The organism is Streptomyces actinomycinicus (assembly GCF_016741775.1).
GTDB lineage: Bacteria > Actinomycetota > Actinomycetes > Streptomycetales > Streptomycetaceae > Streptomyces > Streptomyces actinomycinicus.
Genome location: NZ_JAERRK010000025.1, coordinates 92,553 through 117,139, shown reverse-complemented (window position 1 = coordinate 117,139; position 24,587 = coordinate 92,553). Strand labels below are relative to the sequence as shown.

The 24,587-nt window shown below is 70.1% G+C and carries 31 protein-coding genes; 11 read left to right on the top strand and 20 right to left on the bottom strand.

All coding sequences use genetic code 11. The annotated features are described in order from the left end of the window. The first annotated feature begins 28 nt into the window (after positions 1–28). Positions 29–538, top strand: coding sequence for an ArsI/CadI family heavy metal resistance metalloenzyme (locus JK359_RS33605; RefSeq protein ID WP_201843389.1), 510 nt, complete (start codon positions 29–31; stop codon positions 536–538). A 112-nt stretch (positions 539–650) separates the two neighbouring features. Here the strand turns inward: JK359_RS33605 and JK359_RS33600 are convergent, their stop codons facing one another. From JK359_RS33600 to JK359_RS40265, 3 genes are all read right to left on the bottom strand, one after another. Then, positions 651–1,544 carry an ATP-dependent DNA ligase gene (locus tag JK359_RS33600; RefSeq protein ID WP_201843388.1) on the bottom strand — a complete coding sequence of 298 codons (894 nt, stop codon included), beginning with the start codon at positions 1,542–1,544 and terminating at the stop codon, positions 651–653. Positions 1,545–1,748: 204 nt separating this feature from the next. Beyond that, the gene (locus JK359_RS33595) at positions 1,749–2,480 is read right to left on the bottom strand and encodes an HNH endonuclease (protein ID WP_201843387.1); all 732 of its coding nucleotides are present in this window, start codon (positions 2,478–2,480) and stop codon (positions 1,749–1,751) included. Positions 2,481–2,590: 110 nt separating this feature from the next. After that, entirely contained in the window at positions 2,591–4,255 is a 1,665-nt protein-coding gene (locus JK359_RS40265) for an AAA family ATPase (RefSeq protein ID WP_307788391.1), read from the bottom strand. 242 nt (positions 4,256–4,497) lie between these two features. On the opposite strand from JK359_RS40265, the gene JK359_RS33585 reads away from it, so the two are divergent. Further along, positions 4,498–5,484, top strand: a complete 987-nt coding sequence (locus tag JK359_RS33585) for a phosphotransferase family protein (RefSeq protein WP_307788389.1) — start codon at positions 4,498–4,500, stop codon at positions 5,482–5,484. A gap of 129 nt (positions 5,485–5,613) precedes the next feature. Here the strand turns inward: JK359_RS33585 and JK359_RS33580 are convergent, their stop codons facing one another. Both JK359_RS33580 and JK359_RS33575 read right to left on the bottom strand, forming a co-directional pair. Beyond that, positions 5,614–6,183 carry a GNAT family N-acetyltransferase gene (locus JK359_RS33580; RefSeq protein WP_201843386.1) on the bottom strand — a complete coding sequence of 190 codons (570 nt, stop codon included), beginning with the start codon at positions 6,181–6,183 and terminating at the stop codon, positions 5,614–5,616. A 10-nt stretch (positions 6,184–6,193) separates the two neighbouring features. Next, on the bottom strand, positions 6,194–7,501 hold the full coding sequence (locus tag JK359_RS33575) for an NsdA family TPR-like regulatory protein (RefSeq protein ID WP_201843385.1): 1,308 nt from the start codon (positions 7,499–7,501) through the stop codon (positions 6,194–6,196). A 193-nt stretch (positions 7,502–7,694) separates the two neighbouring features. Here JK359_RS33575 and JK359_RS33570 point away from each other — a divergent pair, with 193 nt between their 5' ends. From JK359_RS33570 to JK359_RS33530, 9 genes are all read left to right on the top strand, one after another. Beyond that, complete coding sequence (locus JK359_RS33570; RefSeq protein ID WP_201843384.1) at positions 7,695–8,102, top strand: DUF6415 family natural product biosynthesis protein; 408 nt, start codon at positions 7,695–7,697, stop codon at positions 8,100–8,102. Between the two features lie 5 nt (positions 8,103–8,107). Then, complete coding sequence (locus JK359_RS33565; protein ID WP_236678863.1) at positions 8,108–8,554, top strand: ATP-binding protein; 447 nt, start codon at positions 8,108–8,110, stop codon at positions 8,552–8,554. A gap of 205 nt (positions 8,555–8,759) precedes the next feature. After that, positions 8,760–9,425, top strand: a complete 666-nt coding sequence (locus JK359_RS33560) for an NUDIX hydrolase (protein ID WP_236678846.1) — start codon at positions 8,760–8,762, stop codon at positions 9,423–9,425. Between the two features lie 3 nt (positions 9,426–9,428). Beyond that, positions 9,429–10,265 (top strand): 2-keto-4-pentenoate hydratase, encoded by an 837-nt coding sequence (locus JK359_RS33555; protein ID WP_236678845.1) that lies wholly within the window; start codon positions 9,429–9,431, stop codon positions 10,263–10,265. A gap of 25 nt (positions 10,266–10,290) precedes the next feature. Then, entirely contained in the window at positions 10,291–11,181 is an 891-nt protein-coding gene (locus JK359_RS33550) for an acetylating acetaldehyde dehydrogenase (RefSeq protein ID WP_201843382.1), read from the top strand. Continuing rightward, positions 11,178–12,197, top strand: coding sequence for a 4-hydroxy-2-oxovalerate aldolase (gene dmpG / locus JK359_RS33545; protein WP_201843381.1), 1,020 nt, complete (start codon positions 11,178–11,180; stop codon positions 12,195–12,197). Before JK359_RS33550 ends, dmpG begins: the two co-directional genes overlap by 4 nt. Next, positions 12,194–13,054 (top strand): HpcH/HpaI aldolase/citrate lyase family protein, encoded by an 861-nt coding sequence (locus tag JK359_RS33540; RefSeq protein ID WP_201843380.1) that lies wholly within the window; start codon positions 12,194–12,196, stop codon positions 13,052–13,054. Before dmpG ends, JK359_RS33540 begins: the two co-directional genes overlap by 4 nt. Continuing rightward, positions 13,051–13,587 (top strand): MaoC family dehydratase, encoded by a 537-nt coding sequence (locus JK359_RS33535; protein ID WP_307788388.1) that lies wholly within the window; start codon positions 13,051–13,053, stop codon positions 13,585–13,587. The genes JK359_RS33540 and JK359_RS33535 overlap by 4 nt, the downstream gene beginning before the upstream one ends. 15 nt (positions 13,588–13,602) lie before the next feature. Then, the gene (locus JK359_RS33530; protein WP_201843379.1) at positions 13,603–14,769 is read left to right on the top strand and encodes a GNAT family N-acetyltransferase; all 1,167 of its coding nucleotides are present in this window, start codon (positions 13,603–13,605) and stop codon (positions 14,767–14,769) included. A gap of 56 nt (positions 14,770–14,825) precedes the next feature. Here the strand turns inward: JK359_RS33530 and JK359_RS33525 are convergent, their stop codons facing one another. The 15 genes from JK359_RS33525 to JK359_RS33460 all read right to left on the bottom strand — a co-directional run bounded on the left by JK359_RS33525 (position 14,826) and on the right by JK359_RS33460 (position 24,587). Next, positions 14,826–15,281 (bottom strand): RapZ C-terminal domain-containing protein, encoded by a 456-nt coding sequence (locus tag JK359_RS33525; RefSeq protein ID WP_201843378.1) that lies wholly within the window; start codon positions 15,279–15,281, stop codon positions 14,826–14,828. Positions 15,282–15,521: 240 nt separating this feature from the next. After that, a complete protein-coding gene (locus JK359_RS39505; protein WP_236678844.1) occupies positions 15,522–15,686 on the bottom strand; it encodes a pRL2-8 in 165 nt (54 codons plus the stop codon). A gap of 13 nt (positions 15,687–15,699) precedes the next feature. Continuing rightward, positions 15,700–16,548, bottom strand: a complete 849-nt coding sequence (locus JK359_RS33520; protein ID WP_201843377.1) for a hypothetical protein — start codon at positions 16,546–16,548, stop codon at positions 15,700–15,702. Continuing rightward, complete coding sequence (locus JK359_RS33515; RefSeq protein WP_201843376.1) at positions 16,545–16,904, bottom strand: hypothetical protein; 360 nt, start codon at positions 16,902–16,904, stop codon at positions 16,545–16,547. The genes JK359_RS33520 and JK359_RS33515 overlap by 4 nt, the downstream gene beginning before the upstream one ends. A gap of 46 nt (positions 16,905–16,950) precedes the next feature. Next, positions 16,951–17,436, bottom strand: coding sequence for a transcriptional regulator (locus JK359_RS33510; protein WP_201843375.1), 486 nt, complete (start codon positions 17,434–17,436; stop codon positions 16,951–16,953). 188 nt (positions 17,437–17,624) lie between these two features. Then, positions 17,625–18,557 carry a DUF1643 domain-containing protein gene (locus tag JK359_RS33505; RefSeq protein ID WP_201843374.1) on the bottom strand — a complete coding sequence of 311 codons (933 nt, stop codon included), beginning with the start codon at positions 18,555–18,557 and terminating at the stop codon, positions 17,625–17,627. Beyond that, positions 18,554–18,859 (bottom strand): hypothetical protein, encoded by a 306-nt coding sequence (locus tag JK359_RS33500; RefSeq protein ID WP_201843373.1) that lies wholly within the window; start codon positions 18,857–18,859, stop codon positions 18,554–18,556. The genes JK359_RS33505 and JK359_RS33500 overlap by 4 nt, the downstream gene beginning before the upstream one ends. Before the next feature lie 72 nt (positions 18,860–18,931). Further along, positions 18,932–19,603: a hypothetical protein gene (locus JK359_RS33495; protein ID WP_201843372.1), complete on the bottom strand. Its 672-nt coding sequence runs from the start codon at positions 19,601–19,603 to the stop codon at positions 18,932–18,934. A gap of 88 nt (positions 19,604–19,691) precedes the next feature. Continuing rightward, entirely contained in the window at positions 19,692–20,846 is a 1,155-nt protein-coding gene (dnaN, locus tag JK359_RS33490; protein ID WP_201843371.1) for a DNA polymerase III subunit beta, read from the bottom strand. A 12-nt stretch (positions 20,847–20,858) separates the two neighbouring features. Further along, a complete protein-coding gene (locus JK359_RS33485) occupies positions 20,859–21,434 on the bottom strand; it encodes a hypothetical protein (protein ID WP_201843370.1) in 576 nt (191 codons plus the stop codon). Beyond that, the gene (locus tag JK359_RS33480; protein ID WP_201843369.1) at positions 21,431–21,682 is read right to left on the bottom strand and encodes a hypothetical protein; all 252 of its coding nucleotides are present in this window, start codon (positions 21,680–21,682) and stop codon (positions 21,431–21,433) included. The genes JK359_RS33485 and JK359_RS33480 overlap by 4 nt, the downstream gene beginning before the upstream one ends. 52 nt (positions 21,683–21,734) lie before the next feature. Next, a complete protein-coding gene (locus JK359_RS33475; RefSeq protein WP_201843368.1) occupies positions 21,735–21,974 on the bottom strand; it encodes a hypothetical protein in 240 nt (79 codons plus the stop codon). After that, the gene (locus JK359_RS33470) at positions 21,974–22,828 is read right to left on the bottom strand and encodes a hypothetical protein (protein ID WP_201843367.1); all 855 of its coding nucleotides are present in this window, start codon (positions 22,826–22,828) and stop codon (positions 21,974–21,976) included. Before JK359_RS33470 ends, JK359_RS33475 begins: the two co-directional genes overlap by 1 nt. 28 nt (positions 22,829–22,856) lie before the next feature. Then, positions 22,857–24,008, bottom strand: coding sequence for a phage Gp37/Gp68 family protein (locus tag JK359_RS33465; RefSeq protein ID WP_201843366.1), 1,152 nt, complete (start codon positions 24,006–24,008; stop codon positions 22,857–22,859). 90 nt (positions 24,009–24,098) lie between these two features. After that, positions 24,099–24,587, bottom strand: coding sequence for a hypothetical protein (locus tag JK359_RS33460; protein WP_201843365.1), 489 nt, complete (start codon positions 24,585–24,587; stop codon positions 24,099–24,101).

The following is a 24,587-nucleotide window of genomic DNA, read 5'->3' as shown; positions in this document are numbered from 1 at the left end:
CGTCGAAACAAGTCGTTGGGAGACCGCCATGTCCCGTGTCCAGCTCGCCCTGCGCGTCGCCGACCTCGAAGCCTCGATCGCCTTCTACTCCAAGCTGTTCGGCACCGAGCCGGCCAAGCGCCGCGCGGGCTACGCCAACTTCGCCATCACCGAGCCCCCGCTCAAGCTCGTCCTCATCGAAGGCAAGACAGGCGAGGACACCCGCCTGGACCACCTCGGCGTGGAGGTCGCCTCCACCGAGCAGGTCAACGCCGCAACCACCCGCCTCAAGGACGCCGGTCTGGCCACCTTCGAGGAGAACGACACCTCCTGCTGCTACGCCCTCCAGGACAAGGTGTGGGTCACCGGTCCCGGCAAGGAGCCGTGGGAGGTCTACGTCGTCAAGGCCAACGCCGACACCCTGGGCAAGAGCACCGAAGGCGCCCCGGATGTCTGCTGCGGCACCACCGCTTGCTGCACCCCCGACGAGGAGGCCGTCGACCCGGCCCAGACGCCGGCGGAGGCCAAGGCCGTCGCTGGATGCGCCTGTGGCAGCTGACCAGGGTGCCCCGCACCTTTCCGGAAGGTGAAGGCCGCAGGGAGCTGGAGTTCGAACTGAGCGCGGTACTTGGCCAGCGGGGCCAACTACCGCGCTCAGTCACACTTCTCGATCAATGCTCTTCGTCGACCAGCTCGGGTGTCAGGTCGCCACGAACCCGTCGGACACGCGGCCGGTGGCGGTAACGGCCGAACTCGAGCCTCGCCTGATCGACCTCGATCTCCACTACCACCTCCGGCTTGACCGGCAGGAAGCGCACCGGGTCGGCGCCGGGCAGCCCGCCCACAGTGCCTGGGAGCTCCCGCATACCCCCGCCGGCCGCGTGCAGCAGCGGCGCCACGGCCAGGCGCACTTGCGGAGCGAGCGGAAGACTCACGCCGACCGCTCGCATCCGGCCGCCCTTCGGTCGGCCAAGGACGAGGGCCTGCGCCGCCGGCGTCCTTCCTGTCACCCCGATGACCACGGCCTCGGTGGTATGGCGTTGGCGCCACTTCACCCAGCCGGAGGCAAGGCCGGCAGCGTACGGTGCGCCGGTCCGCTTGCCCACGAGGCCTTCCACGCCCTCGAGCGCTCCGACCCACTCCAGGGCCTGCTTGGCATCCTCGGTCGCTGGCACCGCGCGCAGGGTGGCCGGGCCGCCCTCGAGCAGACGCAGCAGCTCTGTGCGGCGCTCGGCGTACGGGCGCGGCCGCCAGTCGGTGTCGCCGATGGCCAGGATGTCGAAGAGGGCGACGTGGACGGTGAAGTCGGCTCCGTGTCGGGGGCCGCGGCGGCCGGCCCGGGTCTGCAGGCGGTCGAAGGCCACGCCGGAGCCGTCGGTGAGGACCGCGACGAGCTCGCCGTCGAGGACGGCGTCGGGCAGGCCGGCGGCAGCGTCTGCGACGTCGGAGAACTGGCGGGATAGGTCGGTGCCGTGCCGGCTCCACACCCGTCGGGTCGCGGTGTGGATCTGGCATCTCCACCCGTCCCACTTCGGCTCGAGCGTCCAGCCCTGCGACTCGGGCACGGCAGTGACTGCGCGAGCCAGAGCGAGCGGGGCGGGCAGAGCGAAGGGCGGCACCGGGACCTCCTACGGGCCTTCAGCGTAGGTCGATGGCCCCCGGCACGCGCCCCCGGACCTGCCAGGGTGCGGGAGCAGCTCCGCAGCGCGGCCACCTCCGCCGCAGGCATCTCTACGCCCCGGCAATGCCCAGGGCAGCGTCTTGCCGGGTCAGAGTTCGAATGCGCCGCTGCAGAAGGCGTCGTCGCGTGCCAGGGCCCGGTAGGTGACTCCTTCCCATCCGTTGAGCCGGTCCGCGAGGCGTGTCTCGGCTTCGTCCGTCAGGTAGGCGCGCACCATGTCCTTGCCGCCGGCATCGAGCATCGCAGTCAGCTGACGACGGATGTTGTTCACCGTGCGGTTGGCCTGGACGGCGAAGAGCCTAGCCAATCCGAACAGTGTGAAGTGGTACCGGGTCCGCTCGATGAGGATGTGCGCCCAGCTGGATGGGGGGCTGACGAAGAAGTCCAGCCATACGGGACTGCTGTGCGTGACCTGGGCATCCAGCCAGGAGTCTTGGTCTATCCGGTCCAGGTACGGGTGTAACGGGGTGGTCTCTGCGTCTGCCGGATGGCGTTCACCCTTGATGTGGTTGCAATCGGCGCAGGCCGGCACGAGGTTCAGCGGGTCTACGCATAGCGCAGGGAACATCCTTTTGGGCAGGAAGTGGTCCAGGGTACGGACCATCCCATGCCCGCACAGGGGACACCTTTCGTCCGGCGCGGCACCCAGGATCCGCTCGTAGACCGCCCGTCCGTCCCTGGAGCCGACCATGCCGTTGTCGTAGGCCCAGCGCACCAGGTCGCCGGGGGCGATGCCCGGCACGGTGAACTCTTGGCTGTCCAGTTCGTGCAGAGTTCCTTGCCGTGCCGCCTGCCGGAAATGCTCGCCTGCAGCCTCCACGCTGTCGCCGGCCGTCAGCAGCCGACCGCGTCGTTGTACATCCCTGGTGCCGCGTACACATGTGTCATAGCTGTCCCGGGCGGACAGAGCGGGTGGGTCGAGAGGCCACATCAGCGGAGTCCGTCCGCATCCCGGTGCGCTAGGAGAATGCGGACCAGTCCCTTTGCCTCCCCGCCCAGCTGTCCGCGGAAGCGGTCCATGACCTGGTCGTAGGATCCCAGCTCGTCGACGGCCCGGGCGATCTCGGCGTGGAAGCCGGATTGCCTGACCTCCAGTCCGAAGATCTCGTGGGTGAGAACTCCGACGTTCTCCCCGTACGTTTCCAGGCTGGGCCGCTGCGGCGGGTGACGGTCCCATCGGCTGACCTTCCACACGCAGGAACGGGGGACTTCCTGCAGGACCACGGGCGAGTGGGTGCCGATCAGGGCGACGCCGTTGCGGTCAGTGAGCAGGTCGGACAGCGCTCTGACAAAGGACGCGAGCAGCGGCGGATGCAGGTGAGCCTCGGGTTCGTCCAAGAGCACGAGGGACCCCTCGGCGACGGTTTCGACCAGCCTCGTGATCGTCAGCAGCACGATGGCGTGCCCTGAGCTGAGCCAGGAGAAGATCTCCTGCGCATATTCCCTGGCGTCTCGGGAGTACGAGCGGTCGAGCAAGTCCCGGGCGAAGGTGTGAATGGGGGACTCGTAGAAGTGCGGATCGCTGCTCAGCACGTCCAGCGCGGCTATCCATCGACCGACCCGCTCAGCTGCGTGGATCTCCTCGACGCTCTTGGAGAATTCTGAGCTGAGGTCGTCGTACGACTTGCGTTCGCGCGTAGGACGGCCGTGAACATCGACCTTGGCCAGGCCCACATACGTGTACTTGACGGCTGGCTCGGCCGGCTCGGCCGGTGGCGTCTGATCGCCGGGAACGTCCTTGGCTGCGTCCCAGCCCTTCACCTGCGGATGGCGTTCGTCGTCGCCACCGGCTTCAGCCTCACTGTCTTCAGCCTCACCGTCTTCCTGAGCCGGGTCGAAGGCGCTGAACGTGACGGCTACGACGTTGGTGAACGACGCCGTCCCGTCATCTGCCCAGAGGACTTCGCCAACGTCACCCGGCTCCGCTTGGGGGTTCACCACCGCCTCGCTGATGTTGCCCAGCAGCGTTGTCTTGCCCACGCCGTTCCGTCCGATCAGCACATGAATGTTGGACGGGGGCCGGGAGTGCGGAGTGACGGAGAAGGCCAGACGCCATGCCTCTCCCGGTTTCTCCGCCAGGCCGTCAACGGGCGTCACGTATTTGAAGTGATACGCCGTCAGCCGGGAGCCGCCCCGGGCGATGCGCCGGAACTGGTTCTCGACTGTCTGTGGTTCGACGCTGCGCTGGAGCGACGTCTGTGTCACGTCCCAGTACCCGGCATCCTCGGCAACCTCCGGGCTGAACGCGATGTCGCACAGCCCCTCAAGGACCTCCACCCGAACCGAGGGACCGAGCCTGCTGATGTTCTCGTAGTAGGTGGCGTCCTGTCCGAGCGAAAACCAGTACAGCCGCCGGTCCAGTCCCGTCAGCTGACGGAACTCCCCCTTTTCGAGCGGTCTCTCATCTCGCACCAGGTCGGCGTAGCCGATCTTGACCGTCCCCAGTTCCTCGACTGATCCGCTGCCGTCGGCGAACCACAGGCGGTACAGCGTCAGATAGTCGTCATCGGACAGGGGAACCGGTTCCAGGAGGCAGGCCCGCTGCTTGCTCCGGCTCCGTGGCCGTTCCTCCGCGTCCAGCACGATGAAGCGCACGCACCCCTCCTCGGAACGGCTCACTGAAACACTCGACTACGACGAAGAGCAAGCCGTGCGTCGACCGCGGAATCTAGTGGCAGGCTTCCGCTCCCTGTTCTGCTCAACCAAGTCTCGTCAGAGGCATCCCCTCAATAACGCATAACTTGGCTATGCATAGTGGAAATCCGTGAAGTTGGTGCATCGCCGACACACTGGACTGCCGTTGCTTCCCACCCACGGCCAGGACACGAGGAGTCTTCGTGGAGTTCCGTTCAATCTCTCGCGAGCCGTCTGCCTTCCAGCAACCTGTTGCCGACGTAGACATCCCGGAGATCTGCGGGCGCGCCTTCGGCGCCGGCGTCCGGGTCACCTCCGCGGTGGAGCTGGGCGGCGGTATGTACAACACGACATACCGAATCACTGCAGAGAGCCTGCCGGAGCCAGTCATCCTGCGAATCGCGCCCGCCCCGGATCGGCAGTTCGCGTCCGAGCGGGGGCTGATGCGGAACGAGTACGCCACCGTGCCCTACCTCTCCACCGTCGCGACCCTGGTCCCGCGGATGCTGTTTGCCGACTGGTCGCAGGAGATCATCGGCCGGGACTGGGTGCTGCAGAGCCACCTCACCGGCGTGCCGACCCCCGAACGGCTCGGTGCCTACGACCGCCCGCTCTGGCGGGGCTTCTTCGCCCAGCTCGGCGAGATCACCAGCCGGGTGCATTCCATCCGCGGCGCGCACTTCGGCCCGGTCGCCGGTCCGGGGTTTCCCACCTGGAGTGCGGCTGTGGTCGCCTCCCTGCACGCCATCGCGGATGACCTGAGCGCCTCGAGCCTGGACGCCACAGACGTACGCGCGGTCGCTGACCTCGCCACCGAGCATCGCAATGTCCTCGACGAGATCCGCGAGCCGCATCTTCTGACCGGGGACTTGTGGACCGTAAACACGATGCTTTCCACGGAGGCACCCGAACCGGTGATCACGGGCGTGCTCGATCTCGACCGCACCCTGTTCGGTGACCCGGCTGCCGACTGGACCATTCGTATGGCCAGCGCTAAGCAGGACGAGCGGACCGCTTTCTGGGACGCCTACGGCTCGCGGGACGCTTCCTCGGCCGGCGCCTGGCGCGCGCTCGTGTACGAGGCGCGCCATCTGGGCGCGATCCGACTGGAGCGGCACCGCCTGGGCAACACGGAGGGGGTGCGGGACAGTTACGTCGCTCTGGGGAAGATCGTCAGCGCACTGGCCTGACCTGGTTGTGGCCTGCCGAGGTGGCCCATCCGGCTGGCCCGACTGGCTCCCGTGGGCCGAGACGAGGCGCTACCCTTCGGCCTGCACATCGCCGTTCCCTCGCTCCGAAAAGCCCTGATGTCCAGTCCGTCAGGCTGCGTCTTGAACGCGCAGGAGCAGCAGGTCGAACTCGGGACCGTCGGGCGTGTTGCGATACGGGCCGGCGTACTCGTAACCGAGCCGGGCGTAGAGGTCTTGCCCCCGCTGGTTCGAGGGAAGTGCGAGCAGTGAGGACCAGCGCGGGTTTACGGCTTGGAGCAGGTTGGCGTGCAGCCGGGTGCCGATGCCTTGGGACTGCCACGGCGGGCGGACGGCCAGTTCGCACAGGCCCATCAGACGTTCCTCGCGGGCGTCTTCGGGGACCTGGTCGATCAGGGAGCCGAACCAGTAGTCGGGCGAGCAGGGGAAGGCGTAGCCGAAGCCGACGGCGCTGCCGCCGGAGTAGGCGACGACCAGGACGAAACCTGGGTGTTTGAGGTGGCCGGTGATCTGGCGGTGGAATGCAGGCACGGACAGGCCCATTGCCTCCGCGCCCGGGTTGTCGACCAGTTCCGGATGGCTGTCGGCCCAGATGTCGGCGAGGGTGTCGACCAGCGGTGGGACCTGGCCAGGCCCGTAGGTGCGGATCACCACGTCGGTGCGGGTGCTCGGGGTGGTCACCGTATCCTCCTCAGCTGACGCCGGCGATGGTGCGGTACTCCTCCAGCCAGTCCGCCACCGCCGGGACGGACGCGTGCCGCTGCAGCGCGCTCGAGACGTTGTGCAACTGCTGCAGCAGCCGGTCCGAGCGCACCTCCGGAAGGTACGCGAGGACGCGTCCGGCGGCTTCGGCCGCGGCCTCCGGCTCCGGACGTTCCCTGACGGCATGCTGCATGGCGACGTCGGCTGTGTACAGGGCGCGATTTCGGGTGAACTGGTCGCCGTGCAGCAGCACCGCCTGTTCGGCCCCGGCTGCAGCCCGTTCGTGCTGGGCGAGGTCGGCCCGGGCCAACGCCTCTAGCCCTGCCAGCTCGCCCGGGTGGTAGAACTCCAGCCAGTCCGGATCAGCCTCACGTGGCCCTTTGGCGTACAGCTTGTGGGCGCGGATGATCGCCCGGTCCGTGGCGCTGGCGTCCCCCAGCAGGGCCCAGCCGCCCGCCTCGCGCATCGCGAACAGCGACAGCATCCTCGGTGAGCCGTAGGAGTTGGCGACGCTTTGCGCGCCCTGCGCTGCCGAGATTGCCTCGCGCGGCCGTCCGGATGCCTTGGCGAGCAAGGACAGGCAGCCGAAGGCGTGCGCCTCCAGGCCCGGGTCCTCGGCGATCCGCGCGGCGGCGAGGGCCTCGTTGTAGAGGCTGCGTGCGTCGGCGGGACGGCCGGAGTCGTAGCTGAGCCACCCGGCGGCGATCGACAGGTGACCGGTCGCCGACCTCAGCCGCTTGCCGGTCTTCGCCGTGTAGGTGCCTTCCTGCAGCCACGAGTAGGCGGTGTGCAGGGCGTTGGAGGCGTCGCGGCGCATGGCGGCTGACCCGTGGTCGTGGTCGTGGGCGTAAATCTTCGCCACGGCCGTGTCCAGGGCGCGCACGTTGACGGCGCCTATCCGGCCAGGCGGGGCCCCATCCCGTGGGGAGAGGACGGGGATGAGCGCCAGGGCCGCGCCTGCGCTGTCGGCCATGAACCCGCGGCGGTTCACCTGCTCCTCCTCTGGGTTCGCCGTGGCTGCTGGTACGCCGGGGCGGGCCGGGGTGCTGAGCCGGAAGCCCAGCTCCTGCATGGTGCGTCCAGTCAGCCGGGTGAGGATCCGCCGGTAAACCGCCCTGGGGAGCTGGACGTCGCCGTCTTCCCATGCCGCCACCAGGCGCGCGGTGCAGGCGACTGTCTCACCCATCTCCTCGCCTGTCTCCACGATGAGCTTCGCGAACTCCTGGCGGGACCTCTGCAGTTCGTCCACGCGCACAGCGCGCAACCGGGCGTTGGGGGGCTTGGGGCGGTCAGCCATACCGACTCCCGCGGTATCCGACATGACGGGTGCGGCGACCGTACCGCCCCCACCCCTGTGGTGCCCCGGCCTTGGCCGCAGTTAACGCCAACTGGGCGAAGTTTCATCGTTCTTGCAGTGCTCTGGCGTCGCACTCGCTCGTCCAGTGCTGCTTGCGTATGCGGTGACGTGACGACCGATCAGGGAGGCCGCTGTGGCAGACGCTGCAAGCAGCGCAACGGCGACAGTCCGGGCGCCCCGCTCAGCGGGCGCCGGCAACAACGACCCGGTCGATTCCGAGACCATCCGGCAGTCGTACGAGGCGGTCCTGTCGGCCTCGTGGCGCCTGGCGAGTGAGGACTGGGAGAGGCTCGGTGGCCTGCTGCGCGGGCACGTCCAGCTCCTGGTGCCCGAACTGTCCAGAGCGGTGCGCCGCATGAGTGGTGAGCAGCGGCGGACCGCCCGGCACGTCCTCGCCGGAAGCCGCCACGTGCTGGCGCAGGGGATCTCCGCACCCCATGACGTCTGGGATCTCGCCATCCAGTGCCGGGCCCTGCTCACTCTCCATGAGCATCCCGGCCCTCTGCGGGTGGCGCGGCCCGTCGCTGGTGGGCAGTCGTGACGACCATGACGGCGCCCCGGCCCCGGATGAAGGGGTATCCCGGCTACCGGCTGACCGCCGACCGCGCCCCGGAGACGGCAAAGGAGGCCCGGCTGCTCGCGCGCGTAGCGATGGCGGTGTGGGGCCTGGAGGACGATGCGGAGGCTGCTGCCCTGGTGATGTCCGAATTCGTCGCGAACGCCGTGCGGCACGCACACGGCCCAAGGATCACCCTGACCGTGAGCCGCCCGGCCTTGGACCGGGTGTATATCGCCGTGACCGACCGCTCCCCCGACCGGCACCCGCGGCTGCTCACACCCGACGAGGACGCCGGCCGCGGCCGCGGCCTCCTCCTTGTCGACGACCTTGCCAACCGCTGGGACTTTGACCTGCTCCGCTCTCGCCGCAGCGGCGAACTGTCGGCAAAACGCGTATGGGCCGAGCTGAAGCTTGTCCGGCGGTCCCCACTGTGACCGGCCGTCGCTGTACGGTCTGGGGCTCGCGGCCGGCGTCGCACCGGCATCGCGTGTCTGATCAGCGCTGCACGGATAGGGCTCTCAACAGGAGGTTTCGTTGCCCAATCAACCGCAGGCTCGCGCAGTTGAGCTTTCCGGTGTCCGCCGCCTGCTTCTGGCGGAGACAGACCCGCCCCGGCTGACCGATGAGCAGACGGCGGCGATGGAGCGCAGGTGGGAAGAGGCCGTCGCGGCGAACCCGTCGCTGTTCGACGGGCCCACCGTGGTGTGCGCGGGACTGGAGTGGAAGGACTCGCAGACCCTGCTCCTGACCTGGTACCGGGCGACCTATCGCCTGTACGTCCTGCGGCTGGACCCGGTCCACGCCGTGTCCGCCCCGTCGGTGTTTGTGTCCGTTGCGCAGCCCACGGATGACGGTCGGCTGCTGGTGGGGCGTATGGCGTCGTCCACTGCGGCTCCCGGGCGCTGGCAGCTGCCCGGCGGGACGATCGAGCCCCCCGAGGCGAGCAACGCCCTGGATGTGGAGTGCCTGCGCCGGCACGCCGCACTGGAGCTCGTGGAGGAAGCCGGGCGTGAAGTCGCCTCCGAGGACCTGGAGCTGTGGACAGTGACCCGCGGCGACAAGGGCAACGTGGGCGTGCACTTCCGCGCGCCCGCCTGCTCCGCCGACGCGCTCGCCGAGCAGTACACGCGGCTTGTTGCCGTCGAGAGCGCCCAGGGCCGCACTCCGGAGCTGGACCGCATCGCGTTCATCGGGTCGGACACCGACGTGGCGGGTCTCGGCGGCCACTGCGCCGACTTCCTGCCGGTGCTCGCCGCGCGCCATGCCGCGAGCGGCACAACCGATCAGCCCAGTACGCGGAGGTAGCCGATGGCCAGTCCTGCAAGCGCCGACAACCATCCAGCCGGACAGATGGCCGGCCCCGAGGTGGACGAGGGAGCCTTAGCGGGGCTGGCACGGGAGCTGGCCGACGCTGCCCGAACCGGCGTTCCTGTCCGGCAGCTGTCGAAGCGGTTCCCGCGCCTGACCGTTACGGACGCCTACCGCATCCAGCGGATCAGCCTGGAGGAGCGGGTTTCGGCGGGTGCCCGCATCGCCGGTCACAAGGTCGGTCTGACCTCGGCCGCCATGCAGGAGCAGATGGGCATTGACGAGCCCGACTCCGGAGTAATCCTCACCAGCATGGTCGCCGCCAGCGGAGCCGGGCTGCGGTCGGCCGACTTCATGAACCCCAGGATCGAGACCGAGATCGCCTTCCGGCTCCGTCGCGACCTGGCCGAGCCCTCGGACCTAGCCACCGCCCGTTCGGCTGTAGGCGAGGTGTTCCTCGCGTTCGAGGTCCTCGACACCGTCTTCGCCAACTGGGACATCACCCTGGTCGACAGCATCGCCGACAACGCCGCCTGCGCCGGCGTCATCACCAGCAGTCCCGTCCCCTTCGATCCGGCCTGGGACCTGGCCGCCGAGCAAATCCGGGCGGAAGCCGACGGGGAGACAGTCGCGACCGGGCAGGGGCGCGACATCCTCGGCGACCCGCTCAAGGCACTGGCCTGGCTGACGCACCGCCTGCCTGCCCTGGGCACCACCCTGCGCGCCGGAGACATCGTGCTGGCCGGATCGGTACACGCGAGCCTCCCGCTCACCCCCGGCACGCATTTCCGGGCCACCTCCACCCGGCTCCCCGCCGTCCATCTGCACGTCCTCTGATCCACCGTCCACACAGGGAGCACACATGCCATCGAACACCATGAACGCGGCCGTCCTCGGCTCCGGCTTACTCGGGCTCGACCTGGTCGAGCGCATGCACAATTCCCCGCGCCTCAGCTGCGGGCTCGTCGTCGGCCGCACCAGTCGCAGCCGCGGACTGGCACAGGCTGCCGAGCTGGGGTGCGCCACCGCAGCGGGCGGCGTCGCCGCCCTGCTCGACTCCGGCCAGACCTTCGACATCGTCTTCGACGCCACCAACGCTTTTGAGCACCCCGAGCACTGGGCCCGGCTCGCCGGCACCGGCGCGGTACTCATCGACCTGACCCCCACCAGTGCCGGTGCGCTGATCGCGCCGACCGTGAACGGCGACCAGGCGGCCCGGCACCAGCACATCGGCCTCATCTCCTGCGGCGGGCAGGCCTCGATCCCCGTCCTGTACGCCCTCGCCCAGCACTACCGGCCCCGGTACGTGGAGATGGTGGCCACGGCCGCCAGCGTCAGCGTGGGCCGGGCCAGCCGCCTCAACCTCGACGAGTACGTGGAGACGACCCAGGACGCAATCCGCCGCTTCACCGGGACCAGCGCGGCCAAGGCGATGCTGAACATCTCCGCGGCCGCACCGCCACCGCCGTTCCGCATCGCCATGACGATGGTGGCCTCCGGGCTGGAGCAGGGCCCGGTCAGCGACGTCGTGGAGTGCGCTGCGGCGGCCATGCGAACCGTCGTACCGGGCTACCAGGTGACCTCATGCACCGTCACCGGCGACACGGTGCGGGTGATCGCGGAGGTGACCGCCACCCGCAACCGGATGCCGGTGCACGCCGGGAACCTCGAAGTGATCAGCGCCGCCGCCATCCACGCGGCCGAGCAGCACGCCCTAGTCAAGGCACCCGCGCTGAAGGAGCTCGCCCGATGACCGCCAACACCACGGTGACCGTGCACGACCCCACCCTGCGCGACGGCCAGCACGCCGTACGTCATCAACTGGATGCCGAGCAGATCCGCACCTACGCCGCAGCCGTCGACGCAGCCGGCGTCCCCGTGGTCGAAGTCGGCCACGGCAACGGCCTCGGAGCCTCCTCCCTGCAGGTCGGCCGCAGCAGGCTCAGCGACGATGAGATGCTCGCCACCGCCCGCGAAGCCCTCACCCACAGCAGGCTGGCCACCCTCCTGCTGCCCGGCTGGGCAACCACCGCCGATCTACGCAAAGCCATCCGCCACGGCGTGGACGTGGTGCGCGTCGCCGCCCACTGCACCGAGGCCAGCGTCACCGAACGCCACCTGGGCGCCATCCGCGAGCTCGGCGCCGAGGCACAAGGCGTGCTGCTGATGAGCCACATGGCCCCTCCCGGCGAACTGGCCGAGCAGTGCGCGCTGATGGTCGGCTACGGCGCGCAGGCGGTGTGCGTCTTCGACAGCGCCGGCCACTACCTGCCCGACGATGTCACCGCCCGGATCACCGCCATCACCACGGCGGTCGACGTGCCGGTGGCGTTCCACGGGCACAACAACCTCGGGATGGCCGTGGCGAACTCGGTCGCGGCAGTGCAGGCCGGCGCCCACACGATCGACGCGTGCGCCCGGGGATTCGGCGCGGGCGCGGGCAACACCCAGCTCGAAGTCCTCGTGGCCGTGCTGGAGCGCTACGGCCACCGAACCGGGATCGACCTGCGGCGCCTGGCCGACGCCGCCGATCTCGCCGAGCGGACGCTGATGCCCGCCCCGCCCACGATCGACTCCACCAGCCTCGTCTCCGGTCTGGCCGGCGTGTTCTCCGGCTTCAAAAAGCCCGTCCTGGCCGCCGCCGAAAGCCAGGGAGTGCACCCGTGGGACATCTTCGTCGAGCTCGGCGAGCGCCGGGCCATCGCCGGGCAGGAGGACCTGATCCCGGACGCAGCCCGCAGCCTGGCGGCACAAGGAGCGAGCCGATGAGGCAAACGGCCCCGGCCGGGGTGTGGTTCGTCACCCCCGGCCACGCCTCCGCCCGTTTCCCGATCGCGCACGGCTGCGGCGCGGACGTCGCCCTGGTTGACCTGGAAGACTCCGTGCCCGCCGCGGTGAAGCCGCGGGCACGCCAGGATGCCGCCGCGTTCTTCACCGCTCCCACGGCGTCCAACCGCGTCCTCGGCGTACGGATCAGCTCTCCCACCACCCGCGACGGCATCCTCGACCTGGCCGCCATCGCCGACTACCCGGCCCGGCCGGACGTCGTGCTGATACCCAAGGTCGAATCGGCCCGGGACTTCGAGATCGCCGCCGGAGCCCTCGACGCGCCCGGCTACAGCCCGCACCTGTACGCGCTGATCGAGACGCCTCGTGCGCTGGAAGAGCTGCCGTCGATCGTGCGGGCCGAACGCATCGCCGGAGTGGTGTTCGGGACCGCCGACTACGCGACAGCCCTCGGCTGCTCCAAGGGCTGGGAAGCGATGCTGCACGCCCGGTCGGCGCTGGTCACCAGCGCCGCCGCCGCAGGCATCTGCGCCATCGACTCGCCGTTCTTCGACCTGGACGACCTGGACGGGCTGCGGGTCGAAGCCGAACGCGCCAGGGACCTGGGCTTCACCGGGAAGTGCTGTGTCCATCCCCGCCAGCTCCCCGTCGTCCAAGGCGTGTTCACCCCGACGGACGAGGAAATCGGCGCCGCCCGCGCCATCGTGGCCGCCGCCGAGGAAGCCGGCGACCGCATCGTCCGCCTCAACGGGCACATGATCGGCCCGCCCATGGTCAAAGCCGCCCGGGCACTGCTGGGCCGCCTCGACGAGCGCACGCCGCGCGAGGTGAGCGCGTGACCACCAACATCCCCACACCAGCGGGGTACCGGCGGATCGCCGAAGGCCGCTACCGGGAAGTCGTCGGCCTGGGCTACCACGAGCTGCACGAAGGCCTGATCATCGAACACCGGCCCGGGCGCACCATCACCGATGCCGACAACGTCGTGATGACCACGCTCGGCGGCAACGACGCCCCGATCCACACCGACGCCCGCTACAGCGGCCTCACCGAGTGGGGCAGGCCCCTGGTGTGCAGCAGCATCACCCTCCACATCGTCGGCGGGATGACCGTACGCAGCACCAGCGGCCTGACCATCGCCAACCTCGGCTTCGAAGAGATCCGCTTCACCCACCCCGTGTTCGTGGGCGACACCCTCTACGCGGAAACGGAGATCACCGACCGCCGCCTGTCCCAAAGCCGCCCCGACACCGGGATCGTCACCAGCCGCACCACCGGCCACAACCAGGACGGGCAGGCCGTGGTGACCTTCACCCGCAGCTTCTTCGTCCCCGTCGACGCCGATGCCGTCCGCGACCGGACCAACTACTAGAAAAGGGGAGGCAACATGCCTGATGCGATCCGGATCGTGCAGGCCGACGACGAGCTGTGGAAGCAGTACGACGCCCTCGCCACCCGCAGCTACGGCCATCCCGTGGGCGACATCACCCGCCTACGCCCGCACGCCGACATCCGCGTCGCCGTCCGGAACGGGCGGGTCATCGCCGGCGGCCTCGGCCTCCTCGTCCCGCAGTTCTTCGGCGGGGCCCCCGTACCCTCCGCCCTGCTCAGCGCCGGCTGCGTCGCCCCCGAGGAACGCGGCGCCCGCCTCTCCGTCGACATGCTCGCCGAACGGCTCCGCCACCTGCGCGACCAGGGCGCGGTGATCTCCACGCTGTGGACGACATCCGGCGGATACGTCCGCCGTCTCGGCTGGGAGGCCCCCATTGCGGTCTTCGCGTGGTCCATCGCCACCGACGACCTCAAACGGGCCTTCACCCGCTCTGGGCTGCCCATCGAACACGGCCGTACGAAGGAAACCGACGAGCTGCAACGCCGCCTGGCCCGGCAGTGGAACGGGCCCGTGCAGCGCCCGGACTGGTGGCCCGCCTGGATCGACGACAAGCAGCAGCTGACCACGTACCGGTTCGGTCCGGCCCAGTCCCCCACGGGCCTGCTGTCCTTCGCCATGAAGCGCAGCGAGCGCCACGGGATGCAGCTGACCGTGCACGACTTCTGGGCCGCAGACGCCGACACCGCCAGCGAGATGATGGCATTCCTCGCCAGCCACCACACCCGCGCCCCAGCCATCCACTTCCGGCGCTCCGCCCTACCCCCATACCCGGCGCTGCTGCACAACCTCCACCGCTACCGGCTGACGGCGGAAGCGTGGCACCCGTGGATGCTGCGCATCCACGACCTGGAGGAAGCGGTGCGGCTGCGGGGCTGGCCGGATGACCTAGACATCGCCGTTCCCGTGGAAATCGAAGACGAGGACGGCGAGACCTGGGGCCAGTACCTGCTCGAAGTGAAAGGCGGCGCCGGACAGATCACCCAGACGCACATCGCTGGTGAAGTCCGGCTCACCCGACGGCAACTGGCCGTCTGGTATGCCGGCGGCTACCGGACAGCGACCGCAGCACGTCTGGACGGAGTGAACGCAAGGTCCGAGGAGGTGCTCCACAGACTGATCCGCACCACAGAGCACGAACCCTGGTTGCCCGACCACTTCTAGATTCTGTCCCTCGGGATTCAGCGGTCGACGACGCCTCGCGATGGACACCTGAGGGTTCAGCGATCGACGACGTCCTTATCGAGATCGCGGTGGACAAGGCGCACCGCCAGGCCGCGGCCGGAGTACTGCTGGGCCAGGTCCTCGACGCCCAGTTCGGCGGCGCTGGCGATGTCGCTGGTGAGGACGGCTTCGAGTGCGAGGGCGAAGGTGGCGGCGCGGTGGCGGCCACCAGCGCAGCCGTCGGCGATCGTGAGGCTGGTGCCGGACGGTCCGGCGAGGAAGCCTTCCACGGCGGCGACCGTGGCGGCGAGCAGCTGCTTGATGCCAGGGGTGTTCATGACCGCGACCCGCACCGGGGCGTCGTGGGCCGTCATGTAGCGCAGCTCAGGGCTGACGTGGGGGTCGCGGAAGTGCTGGCGCAGGTCGATGGTGAGGTGGGCGTCGGCCGGGGGCGCGCCGTGCAGGTAGCCGAACGAGATGATCGTGATGGTGCTGCCGTTCGCTGTGGTCATGGCTCTACCTTCCGTAGTCTTTGGGACAGCTGTAGGGGTTTGCGGGCGTTTCCCGTTTCCTCTTCGCGGAGCGGGACCTGGCTTGTCGATCAGGGCGGGACAGCGCCAGGCCCCGCGCCAGACTCGGCTTGATCGCCTGCTGACGCGGGGCCCAGGGAAGGCGTCAGTTGCCCGGAGTACGCAGCTCCCCGTCAAGTGACCTGTGGGTCGAGGCCCTGTGCCAGATGGGGCGAAGGACCGTCACCACCAGCTGGATTCCTTCTTGGGCACGAGGTGCGAACCGTGACCGTTGAGCATGTGATCCACACACTGCGGGCAGTCCTCTCGGGGACCGAGCTGGCGGTGGATGCTCGGATCGTGGGCGTGCTGCCAGCACTGCCTGCACTCGCCAGGAGGCGTGTCCATTCCCCGTGTCCTCTCAGGAGTGGGTGTCCTCGGCATCGCCGACGGTCGGGGTGTTCAGTTGGGAGGCGAGCAGCGTCTGGGCGTTGCGGCGGTTCTGGTAGAGCCACGCGCGGGTGCCGACGAGGGAGGCGCGGGGCGTCTGGGGTCCGAAGCCGAGGGCTTGGGCGATGGCCGGGTGGTGGTGGAGGCCGCACCGGTTGAGGTACTCGGCGGTGTCGTCGAGCCTCGCATCGGTGTAGTGCGCCCATTCGGGCCGGACGATCTCCGGACAGGCCTTGACGGCCTCGCTCATGTTCACGAGTTCCGGGCGCCGTCCCTTCGGCGGGTGTTGGTAGCGGGTGCACGCGGCCTCGATGTCCCGTCCGGCGGAGGCTGATTCGGCGGACCAGTCCAGGGCGTCGGTGCCGGGCACGGGCAGCAGGTGGTCCAGCAGTGTCTGGGCGAGGGGGGCCAGTTGGTGCGCGAAGGCGTTGCCTTCGTCGACCGTGAGGTAGGGACGTTCGGCGACCGGGATCCCGCTGTCGATGACCCAGTAGATGATGTCTGGGACGTTCAGCCAGTGGAACGGGGCGAAGAGGCCGGATGCAGGGATGCGTGACTGGGCCTCGCGCGGCACGCGCCAGTCCTCGCCGTGGAAGAACAGGTCTTTGGTGCGCAGGTCCAGCACGATCTGCTGGAAGTGGCCGGCCTTCGCGTCCTGGGGGGCGTGCATGTAGTCGTGCGGGTTGGCGAAGTACGTGCGGTAGGTCTCCGGGTCGGGAAGGGGCGGGAGCTGCGCGGTGGTCGTCTCGCGGACGGTCAGCTGCACGGTGCTGCTCTGCTGGCTGGCTGCGGGTTCCGGGTGGCTGGTCTGTCGGTTCACCGGCTTTCCTCGCTGTTCAGGAGGGGGGCGAGAAGGGTCAGGGCGCGGTCGATGCGTTCGCCGGTGTTGTCCTGGGCGTAGGCCTGGGCTTCGTTGAGGAGTTCGACGACGTCGTCGATGGCCTCGTGGTCGGTCTCGGTGATGGACACGGTGATGGTGCCGATGACGTCGGCGACGGCCGCGCAGACGCCGGCGTCCGGGTTGCGGTGGTCGCGCAGGGCGCGGAGGACGGCGACGTGCGGGCCCAGGGCCTCGGTGCGTGTGGCGGCGTCGCGCAGTCGGTCCAGGCCGACGCGCACGATGGCGACGGCTGCCGCGATTTCCTCGTCCAGGGTCATGTTCGGGGTGCTGCTCACGGGTTTCCTTCTGTGGTGCGGTGTGAGGTTGTTGTCCCGGGCCGCGTTACAGCGCGGCGATGAGGAGGGCGGCGATGCCGAGCCAGAGGATGTGCCAGCTCTGGTCGAGTGCGTACGCGCCGGTGCCCAGCGTGGGGGCGTAGGTGCCCTCGGCGGTGGTGGGGGGCGCGGGATGGTCGGGCATGCCGAGGGAGTAGAACTCGCTCTTGCCGCAGTAGTGGGCGAGGCGGCGCAGTGTCGTGCGGCGGTCGGCCCAGTAGTGGCTCGCGGCGTCGAGGGTGAGTCCGACGAACACTCCGAGAACGGTGACGGGCAGGTTGAGGACCAGGGCGACAGGCGTGAGCACGACCGCCTTGGTGATGGTCAGGCCGACGAGGTGCCGGCCGCAGGCGAGGCGGCCGGTCCATCCGGGCTGCCCCTTGGCGGCGGCTTGGCAGGACGTTTGCACCCAGTGATCGCCGACGCTGTGAGCGATGTAGAGGGCGATGAACACCGCGGCGAACACGGCGGCCTTGACGGTGGAGTCCGTCATGTCGGGAGGTCTCCTGATGCTTGGCGGGTTGGGAGTGGTGCGGGTTCGGAGCGGCCGGCTTGAGTGGCGACCTGGCGACCGCTCCGAACTCCATAATGCAGACTCACACTATGCCTTTCAAGGATATGCATAGCTTTGGTGTTTCGGCCGCCGGGAAGCACGCGGGCCACGGCGGCCGGAGCGACGGGTTACGCGTCCAGGTCACCGCTGTGCGAGAACTCCCAGGCCTTGCATGCCTTGGACCACAACTCGCTGGCGCGCTCGTATCCCTCCTGGGCGTATAGCCGGGCGTACAAGTCGGGGAAGTCGCGGCCGGTGCCGTCACCGGGCGGATTGTCGTCCATTAGGTCGGCGAGGACGGCGGAGTCGGTGGGCACCCGTGCCTCGAGGTGGTCGGCGCCGCGGTGCGGCTGCACCGTCACCACGGTTCCGGGCACGTGCTGGGTGCTGTGCATCTGCTGGCGCAGGCCGGTCGCGACGCCGCGGGCAACGTGCGGGTGGTAGTACGGGCCGAGCCGGAGGTCGGGCAAGCCTGGCCGGTTCAGGACCACGTCGAGCGGCTCGAGCGGCTCGGTGCGGCGGGTCGTCACGGGGAAGACCGGGGTACCGGGGGGCGTCCACGGTTTCGGGGTGAGGGCGCCGTCCAGCCGGAGCGGGTGATGGGGCTGCCCGTACTGGGTGACCGCGAGGGCACTCGGCATCTCCAGGCCGGGGAGGTTGAGGACGGCGGAGATCCTCTCGGGGCGGGCCTCCGTTCCCCATCCGGCGACCAGGGGGCCGCCGGTGTCGGCTGCGACGGCGGCCGCGGTGCGCAGGAAGCGGTCGTTCTCGGGACCGACCGGGTCGCGGTCCGTCCACAGGTCGGCGGGGTGGCGAGCACGAAAGGCGTAGAGGTTGACGATCCACACGCTGCTGCACCCCCAGTCCTGTGCGTAGTTGATGCAGCGGCGGGTCGTGGCGTCGTCACGGTCGGCGTCGGCGGTGGACGGGTTCAGCAGCACGAAGACGGCGGTGCGTCCGCTTCTCGCCCATTCCCGTACGAGGAGGTAGCGGTAGGTTCCGCAGGAGGACAGGGCGGCGGTGCGCAGGATGTCGCGGGTGCGCTTGCGGGTCGTGGTCATCGGCTCTCCTGGTCGCGGTCGGCGGGGCTGGGCAGGTCGGTGAGTTCGAAGAGCGGCTCGTGGGTGGCCTCGAGATCCAGGCGCTCCATCAGGAGGTCGCCGCGCTTGTTGGCGCAGGCGGCGCAGTGGTGGCGGCTGCCGAGGATCCAGCCCTGGGCCTCGATGTATCGGGCGAGCGCCGGGTCCAGCTGTTCCTCGGGCAGGTGGAGTTCGTAGTCGTTCTCGGCGTCTTCGTCGGGCAGTCGGCAGACGGCGCCGCAGCTGTCGCAAGCGAGCGCGTACAGGGTTCGCGCGAGGTACACGGGTGCTCCCGGGGATGGCACCGGGCCGGGGGTGTCCGGCCCGGTGCGGGGCGGGTGGGCGAGGTGCGGCGGCTAGAACGGCTCTTCGCCGTACGGGCCGGCGCTCCAGGCCTCACCCGCGCGCGGTTCCGGTTGCGCGCAGTCGGGGTCGGGGGTGTAGCGGTCGCACCGCTCGTACTCGCGGTACTCGGCGTTCCAGCGGCGGCCGGTGCCACGGCAGAGGCAGTCGTCGAAGTGCGGGTCGTCTTCCTCGCCGCGCCGGCAGTCGGCGGGCTCAGCCCACACGGGCGCGCCGTCGTTCTGCCAGGTGGTGGTTTCCATGACGATGCCGGTGCCGCCGCAGTGGCCGGGGCAGTTCGGGGGGTGCGGTGCGTCGTTGCGCCAGGCTTCGTATTCCTCGCGCAGCCAGGCGCGGGCGGCCTCGGCGGGCAGCTGCATCTGCCGACTCTTGCGGCGGAGGGCGTTGGCGGCGGCCGCGGCGTCGGCGGCCGCGATCGGGTTGGTCGGGTCGGCCAGGGCGAACAGGTCGGCGATCACGGCGCGAAGCAGTAGCGCTGCGGTCTCGCGGGCGGCGAGGTAGGCGGGGGTGAAGTGCTCGGCGTCGCCGCGGATTTTGGCGTAGCGGGCCCAGAAGTCCTCCTGGGCCAGTTCGGTGATCAGCAGCGGGATGGACGGGGTGGGGTTGTAGGCGCGGTGGGTGGCGCCCGGGCGGGTGCTGGTCGTCGCGTGGCTGGTCAGGGTCACGTGCGGTCCCTTTACTTGAGGGTGATTGGGGTGGGAGGCCCGGGGCGGCCGGCTGAGTTGGCGACCTGGCGGCCGCCCCGGGGCGGGGTCAGGCGCTGAGCCGGATGGGCATCAGCAGGTACTGCAGGGCGTCGCCTCCGAACTCGAGCTCGCCGAGCTTGGCGGCGGCGTCGGCGCCGGTGAGGACGGCGGGCTTGGTCCGCTCGGTCATCCACAGCACGGTCTTGGGCGCGGCGAGGGCGGTGATGCCGTCCAGCAGGAAGGTGGGGTTGAAGGCGATGGTGAAGTCGTGGGCGCCGCTGTCGTATTCGGCGTCGAGGGTGTCGACGGCCTGGGCGTCGTCGGAGGTGCCAGCGTGCAGGGACAGGGCGCCGTCCTGGAGGGTGAGCTGGAGAGGCTTGTTGCCCTCGGCGACCAGGGCCACTCGTTTGATGGCGGCGGCCAGCTCGGCGCTGTCGACGATGACGGTCGCGTTGATGCTGTCGAGGGTGGGCCACAGCTTGCCGTACTGGGGCAGCTGGCCGTCGATGGTCCGGGCGGTGGTGGAGCGGGCCGGATCGGCCAGGCCCAGCACGCCGGCCTGGCCGGGGAGGGTGATGTGGATGCGGTCGGCGCCGGCGAGCATCTTGACGGTGTCGGTCAGGGACTTCGCGGGCAGCAGCGCTGTGGCCTCTTCCACGGATGTGTCGATGGCGGCCCAGTCGACGGTGCGCACGGCGAAGCGGTAACGGTCGGTGGCGGCGAGGGTGAGCTTGCCGCCGGTGAGCTCGAGCTGGATGCCGGTCAGGACGGGCAGTGTGTCGTCGCGGCCGGCGGCGGTCGCGACCTGGGCGACGGCTTCGGCGAGGTCGGCGCCCAAGACACTGCCGGTCGGCTCTTCCGTCGCGGGCAGGGCCGGGTACTCCCCAAGGGGCAGGGTGTGCAGGGTGTAGCGGGTGGCGCCGGAGGTGATGTTCACGCGGGCGCCGTCGAGGGTCAGGCGGATCGGCTGCTTGGGCTTGAGGACGCGGGTGATGTCGGCGAGAAGGCGGCCGGAGACCAGGACGGTGCCGGGCTCGGTGACGTCGGCCTTCGCGGTGGCCTCGCCGGAGACCTCGTAGTCGAAGCCGGACACGGTGAGCGTGCCGTCGGCTGCGGCGAGCTTCAGGGCGGCAAGGACCGGGGCGGGCGGCCTGGCGGGTAGGGCCCGGGCGGTGTCGGCGACGGCGGCGGCAAGGTCGCCGTGGGCAATGCTGAGCTTCATCAGCTTCTCCGTTCAGACGGTGGAATTGGTGCGGGCGATGACGTCGGCGAGGTGGAGCAGCGCCGCGGTGGTGCCGTTGATGGCAGTCGCGATCGCTTCGGCCTCGGCCTTGTTGAGGTGGTCGGGGTTGAGGCTGTCCATCGCGCGGACAGCCTCGAGGCCGTAGTCGCGCCTGGGGGCGGGCAACTTGGGCCACTCGCGGCGTGCGGCGGCGACGTCGGCGATCGAGTTCAGCAGGCACACGCGACCGAAGGTCGGGCTGTCCTCTTCCCAGTCGGCGGTGTGCAGCTCGACTTCCTTGTCGTCCTCGCTCCAGGCCGCGCGCACTTCGTAGTAGGCGTGCGGCTCGAACGCGGGCTCGGTGAGCCGGGCGGGCTTGAGGTTGCCGCGGTCGTCGACGCCGGCGGCTTCGATCGGCTCGATGCCGAGCTCGGCGAGGCGGGCGTTAATCAGATCGGCGTGGCGCCGTGCCCGCAGCAGTCCCTGGGCCAGGGTGTCGATGTGCTGTTCCTGGTAGGCGGCTTCGGCGGCAGCGAGCCAGGCCGGAACGGCGGGCGGGGCGTCGGTGTCGGTGCTGGGATCGGTCATCGGTGTTCCTCCTTGGGGGCGCTGTCGTGGCGATCGGGTCGGGTCAGGCCACGGAAGGGGCGGACGGTGGTGGATCCGTCGGCGCGGCGGATGGCGACGTTGCGGGGGCCTGCGGCCGGGCGACGCCCGGGCCAGGAAAAGTGCAGCCAGGGGGCGGTGATGTCCGGCGTGCGGCGGGCGTTGTAGGCGGTGAGCACGGTGACGGGGCTGCCGCGTTCGAGGTAGGTGCGGCCGGTGATTCCGGTCATCTGAAAGTCCTCCGGATGCGGCGGCCGGGCCGGTGAGGGCCGCCGCAGAGTGTCAGCTGGTGGCGAGGGCGGCGGTGCGGAGGTGGCTGCGCAGGTGCGAGTCGCCGAGGTCCTCCAGCTGGGCTTCGGTCTTGCTCGTGCGGCGCCAGCTGCAGCCGCTGCAGCGGGCGATGTAGCCGGACCGGCCGCTGCAGGTTGACGTGTGGTCCTTCGGCGCGCCGGTGTCCGTCACTGGGTGCTTGCACACCGTGTTGTCGGGGTGGACAGGCTGAATCGTGGCGACGTACCGCATCAGGCGTGCTCTTTCATGCTGGTCGGGGACGAGGACTCGGCGACCGGCCACTGGTGCCGGCAAGTGGGTGAGGGGCAGAGGTGGACGCGCTGCCCGTTCACGGGGTCGTAGGCCAGGCCGCGGCTGGGGCGCCCGCACGTCGGGCAGTGTTCGACGTCGCCGATGTCCTGGGTGTCGCCGTCCTGGGCGCACATCCAGGTGATGGGGAGGGCGCCGGGAGTGTCGTCCGACGCGTCGCGGATCTGCCATTCGCGGCGGGTGGGGTAGGCGATGAAGCGGCCCCAGCGGCGGGCGACGCTGTCGGCGAGGTCGCGGCCGTCGAACGGGCGCAGGCGCTGGCCGCAAATGTGCCGGTAGTAGGAGCTCGTGGCGGCCAGGACGTCCCGGACGGGCGGGTGGCCGATGATGAGCAGGTCGCCGTCTTCCCCGATTTCGGTGACGAGCAGGCCCCGGTAGGTGCCGCTGACGTCGTCGCCGGTGGGGGTGAAGACGGCCCCGTCCATGTCGTATTCGTCTTCGGGGATCGTGGCCGAAGCCCAGATCCCGATGCCGTCCAGGACCGTGGTCAGGCGGTGGCGGGCGCCGTCGACGACCAGCTCAGCGCCGAGGGCCTTCGCCCATGCGGCGATCGCGTCGGTGTTGTGCTCGCCGACCCGCAGGATCAGGGAGTGCTCAGGTTTGCCCGGCTCGGGCTCGATGCTGTGGGAGATCGCGAATCCGCACAACGGTAGGTCCGGGTGGTCGGCGAGCAGGCGCCGGCCGACGGCGGCCTGGCTGTCGTCGCGGGTGGTGAACCTCTCCAGTTGCTCGAGCAGGCGCTGGCCGTGCTCGGCGGCTGGTGGGCTGGTGGTCATCCGTAACTTCCTCGTCCGGGTGGGCGGTTCAGTGGATCGCGAGGGCGCTGGGGGTGTCGTGGTCGTCGTAGTGGCCGGGGAGCTGCTGGTAGTGCTCGCCGTCGAGGAGGTGGCCTGCGCGCTTCTTGCCGTACCGGGCCATGCGTGCCGATCCGGCGGGCGGCGTGTCGCCGGCAGCCGAGCCGTGGATGCCGCCCTGGGGTTCGACGTGGACGACGCCTGCGCGTCCGGTGGCGGCGGGGTCGTACGGTGCCCACTCCCCCCATTGCTTGAAGAAGTAGGGGACCTGGGCGATCTCGCAGGCGACGCGCAGGTCGCTGACCCAGCGGGGGTGCATGGGGCGGGCGCCGGGGCCGCTTTCGCCTCCGGCGATGACCCAGTCCAGGCCCTGCCACCGGCCGCCCGCGGTGAGGGGGCAGCGCACCCCTCGGTGGCATTCGGGGGTCGGGTTTCCGGGGTGGGTGCAGCAGCCGTCGTCGGCGCCGGCGTGCCCGCAGTCGGGGACGGGGCGCAACCAGCGGGTGAGGTCGACGGGGCCGAGGAGGGGTTCGGCGGAGACGAACCGTACGGCGGCGGGGGTCTGCATCAGCTGCGGTATCCGCGTGTTCGCGGTGTCCTGGTCCTCCACGGACACGCCGAGCCATACGGAGGCCAGGCGGTCGGGCATGAAGGGGGCGTTGTCGATGTCTTCCTGGTCGCACCAGCCGCGGGCGGCAGCGGCCTTGATCAGCTCGATGCGGGTGTCGCGGTCGGCCCACTTCTTCAGCCAGGCCCGCATCCTGGGGGGCCGCTTGGTGAGGAGGAGGTAGGTCTGGACGGGGTGGTGGGCGTAGCGGCCGCGGACGTCGGCGCCGGTCCAGTACATGACGGTCCACCGGGCGGCCAGGTATTCGTCCGGCACCTCCGGGTGCCAGGCGTCGCTCATGGAGTTGACGAAGATGCGTTCGCGCCGGGTGCGCCAGCGCAGCGGATCGGTGAGGGCCCAGTCGTGAAGGGAGACACCGAAGCCGGGTCCGGAGGTCTCCGGGCGGCCATCGCGTTGGTAGCCGCGGGTGGCCATGGCGCGGTGCCGGCGGGCGAACACGGCGGCGTAGCAGTTCGTGCAGCCGTCGGACACGCGGTCGCATCCGGAGATCGGGTTCCAGACGTGGGTGGCCCACTCGATGCGGGTGGTACTCAAAGCGGTTCTCTCCTGCAGTAGTAGGGACTGGCTTTGGCCGGCCCCGGCCCGGGATTTAGGGCATCCGGGCGGGGGCCGGTGGTCAGGGGGCTAGGTCTCTTTGGCCGTGACGGTGATCAGGCGGCCGATGCGGACGGCGGTGTGTCCGGCGTGCCAGAGCGGGACCACGTGCTGGGTCTCGATCTCCCATGCGGCCAGCGGCAGGTCGACCGTGCCGGGCGGGGGGACCATGCGCGTGCTCCACGCGGTGGTGAGCAGTGCTTTGGCCAGCCGGTCGGCGTAGGCGTTGCCGCGGTCGTTGGCTTTGGCTTCGTTCAGGGCGGCCGCCCATGCCATCAGCGGGCGGGTTTCGCTGGTCCTCGGCCCGTAGCGGTGCGGCTCGGCGAGATTCCAGGCCGGGTCGGTGTCCTCGGGGCGGGTGGCGGCGATGATGGCCTCCACTTCCCCGTCGACGGGCCGGGTGGTGTAGAGGAGGGCGTACGCGCCGAAGTCGGCGCCGCCGCCGGTGCGGGAGAGCGTGACGCGTCCCGTACCGGTGACCCGCTCGGTGCGGCGGTAGGCCAGTGTTAAGACGGCCAT

Bases quoted from the DNA above. Each gene is read 5' to 3' on its own strand.
- JK359_RS33605 (WP_201843389.1), top strand. From the start codon at position 29: ATGTCCCGTGTCCAGCTCGCCCTGCGCGTCGCCGACCTCGAAGCCTCG.
- JK359_RS33530 (WP_201843379.1), top strand. From the start codon at position 13,603: ATGCCTGATGCGATCCGGATCGTGCAGGCCGACGACGAGCTGTGGAAG.
- JK359_RS33485 (WP_201843370.1), bottom strand. From the start codon at position 21,434: ATGACCGATCCCAGCACCGACACCGACGCCCCGCCCGCCGTTCCGGCC.
- dnaN (WP_201843371.1), bottom strand. From the start codon at position 20,846: ATGAAGCTCAGCATTGCCCACGGCGACCTTGCCGCCGCCGTCGCCGAC.
- JK359_RS33575 (WP_201843385.1), bottom strand. From the start codon at position 7,501: ATGGCTGACCGCCCCAAGCCCCCCAACGCCCGGTTGCGCGCTGTGCGC.
- JK359_RS33505 (WP_201843374.1), bottom strand. From the start codon at position 18,557: ATGACCACGACCCGCAAGCGCACCCGCGACATCCTGCGCACCGCCGCC.
- JK359_RS33540 (WP_201843380.1), top strand. From the start codon at position 12,194: ATGAGGCAAACGGCCCCGGCCGGGGTGTGGTTCGTCACCCCCGGCCAC.
- JK359_RS33560 (WP_236678846.1), top strand. From the start codon at position 8,760: ATGGAGCGCAGGTGGGAAGAGGCCGTCGCGGCGAACCCGTCGCTGTTC.
- JK359_RS39505 (WP_236678844.1), bottom strand. From the start codon at position 15,686: ATGGACACGCCTCCTGGCGAGTGCAGGCAGTGCTGGCAGCACGCCCAC.
- JK359_RS33480 (WP_201843369.1), bottom strand. From the start codon at position 21,682: ATGACCGGAATCACCGGCCGCACCTACCTCGAACGCGGCAGCCCCGTC.
- JK359_RS33510 (WP_201843375.1), bottom strand. From the start codon at position 17,436: ATGACGGACTCCACCGTCAAGGCCGCCGTGTTCGCCGCGGTGTTCATC.
- JK359_RS33470 (WP_201843367.1), bottom strand. From the start codon at position 22,828: ATGACCACCAGCCCACCAGCCGCCGAGCACGGCCAGCGCCTGCTCGAG.
- JK359_RS33460 (WP_201843365.1), bottom strand. From the start codon at position 24,587: ATGGCCGTCTTAACACTGGCCTACCGCCGCACCGAGCGGGTCACCGGT.
- JK359_RS33565 (WP_236678863.1), top strand. From the start codon at position 8,108: ATGACGGCGCCCCGGCCCCGGATGAAGGGGTATCCCGGCTACCGGCTG.
- dmpG (WP_201843381.1), top strand. From the start codon at position 11,178: ATGACCGCCAACACCACGGTGACCGTGCACGACCCCACCCTGCGCGAC.
- JK359_RS33550 (WP_201843382.1), top strand. From the start codon at position 10,291: ATGCCATCGAACACCATGAACGCGGCCGTCCTCGGCTCCGGCTTACTC.
- JK359_RS33475 (WP_201843368.1), bottom strand. From the start codon at position 21,974: ATGCGGTACGTCGCCACGATTCAGCCTGTCCACCCCGACAACACGGTG.
- JK359_RS33555 (WP_236678845.1), top strand. From the start codon at position 9,429: ATGGCCAGTCCTGCAAGCGCCGACAACCATCCAGCCGGACAGATGGCC.
- JK359_RS33525 (WP_201843378.1), bottom strand. From the start codon at position 15,281: ATGACCACAGCGAACGGCAGCACCATCACGATCATCTCGTTCGGCTAC.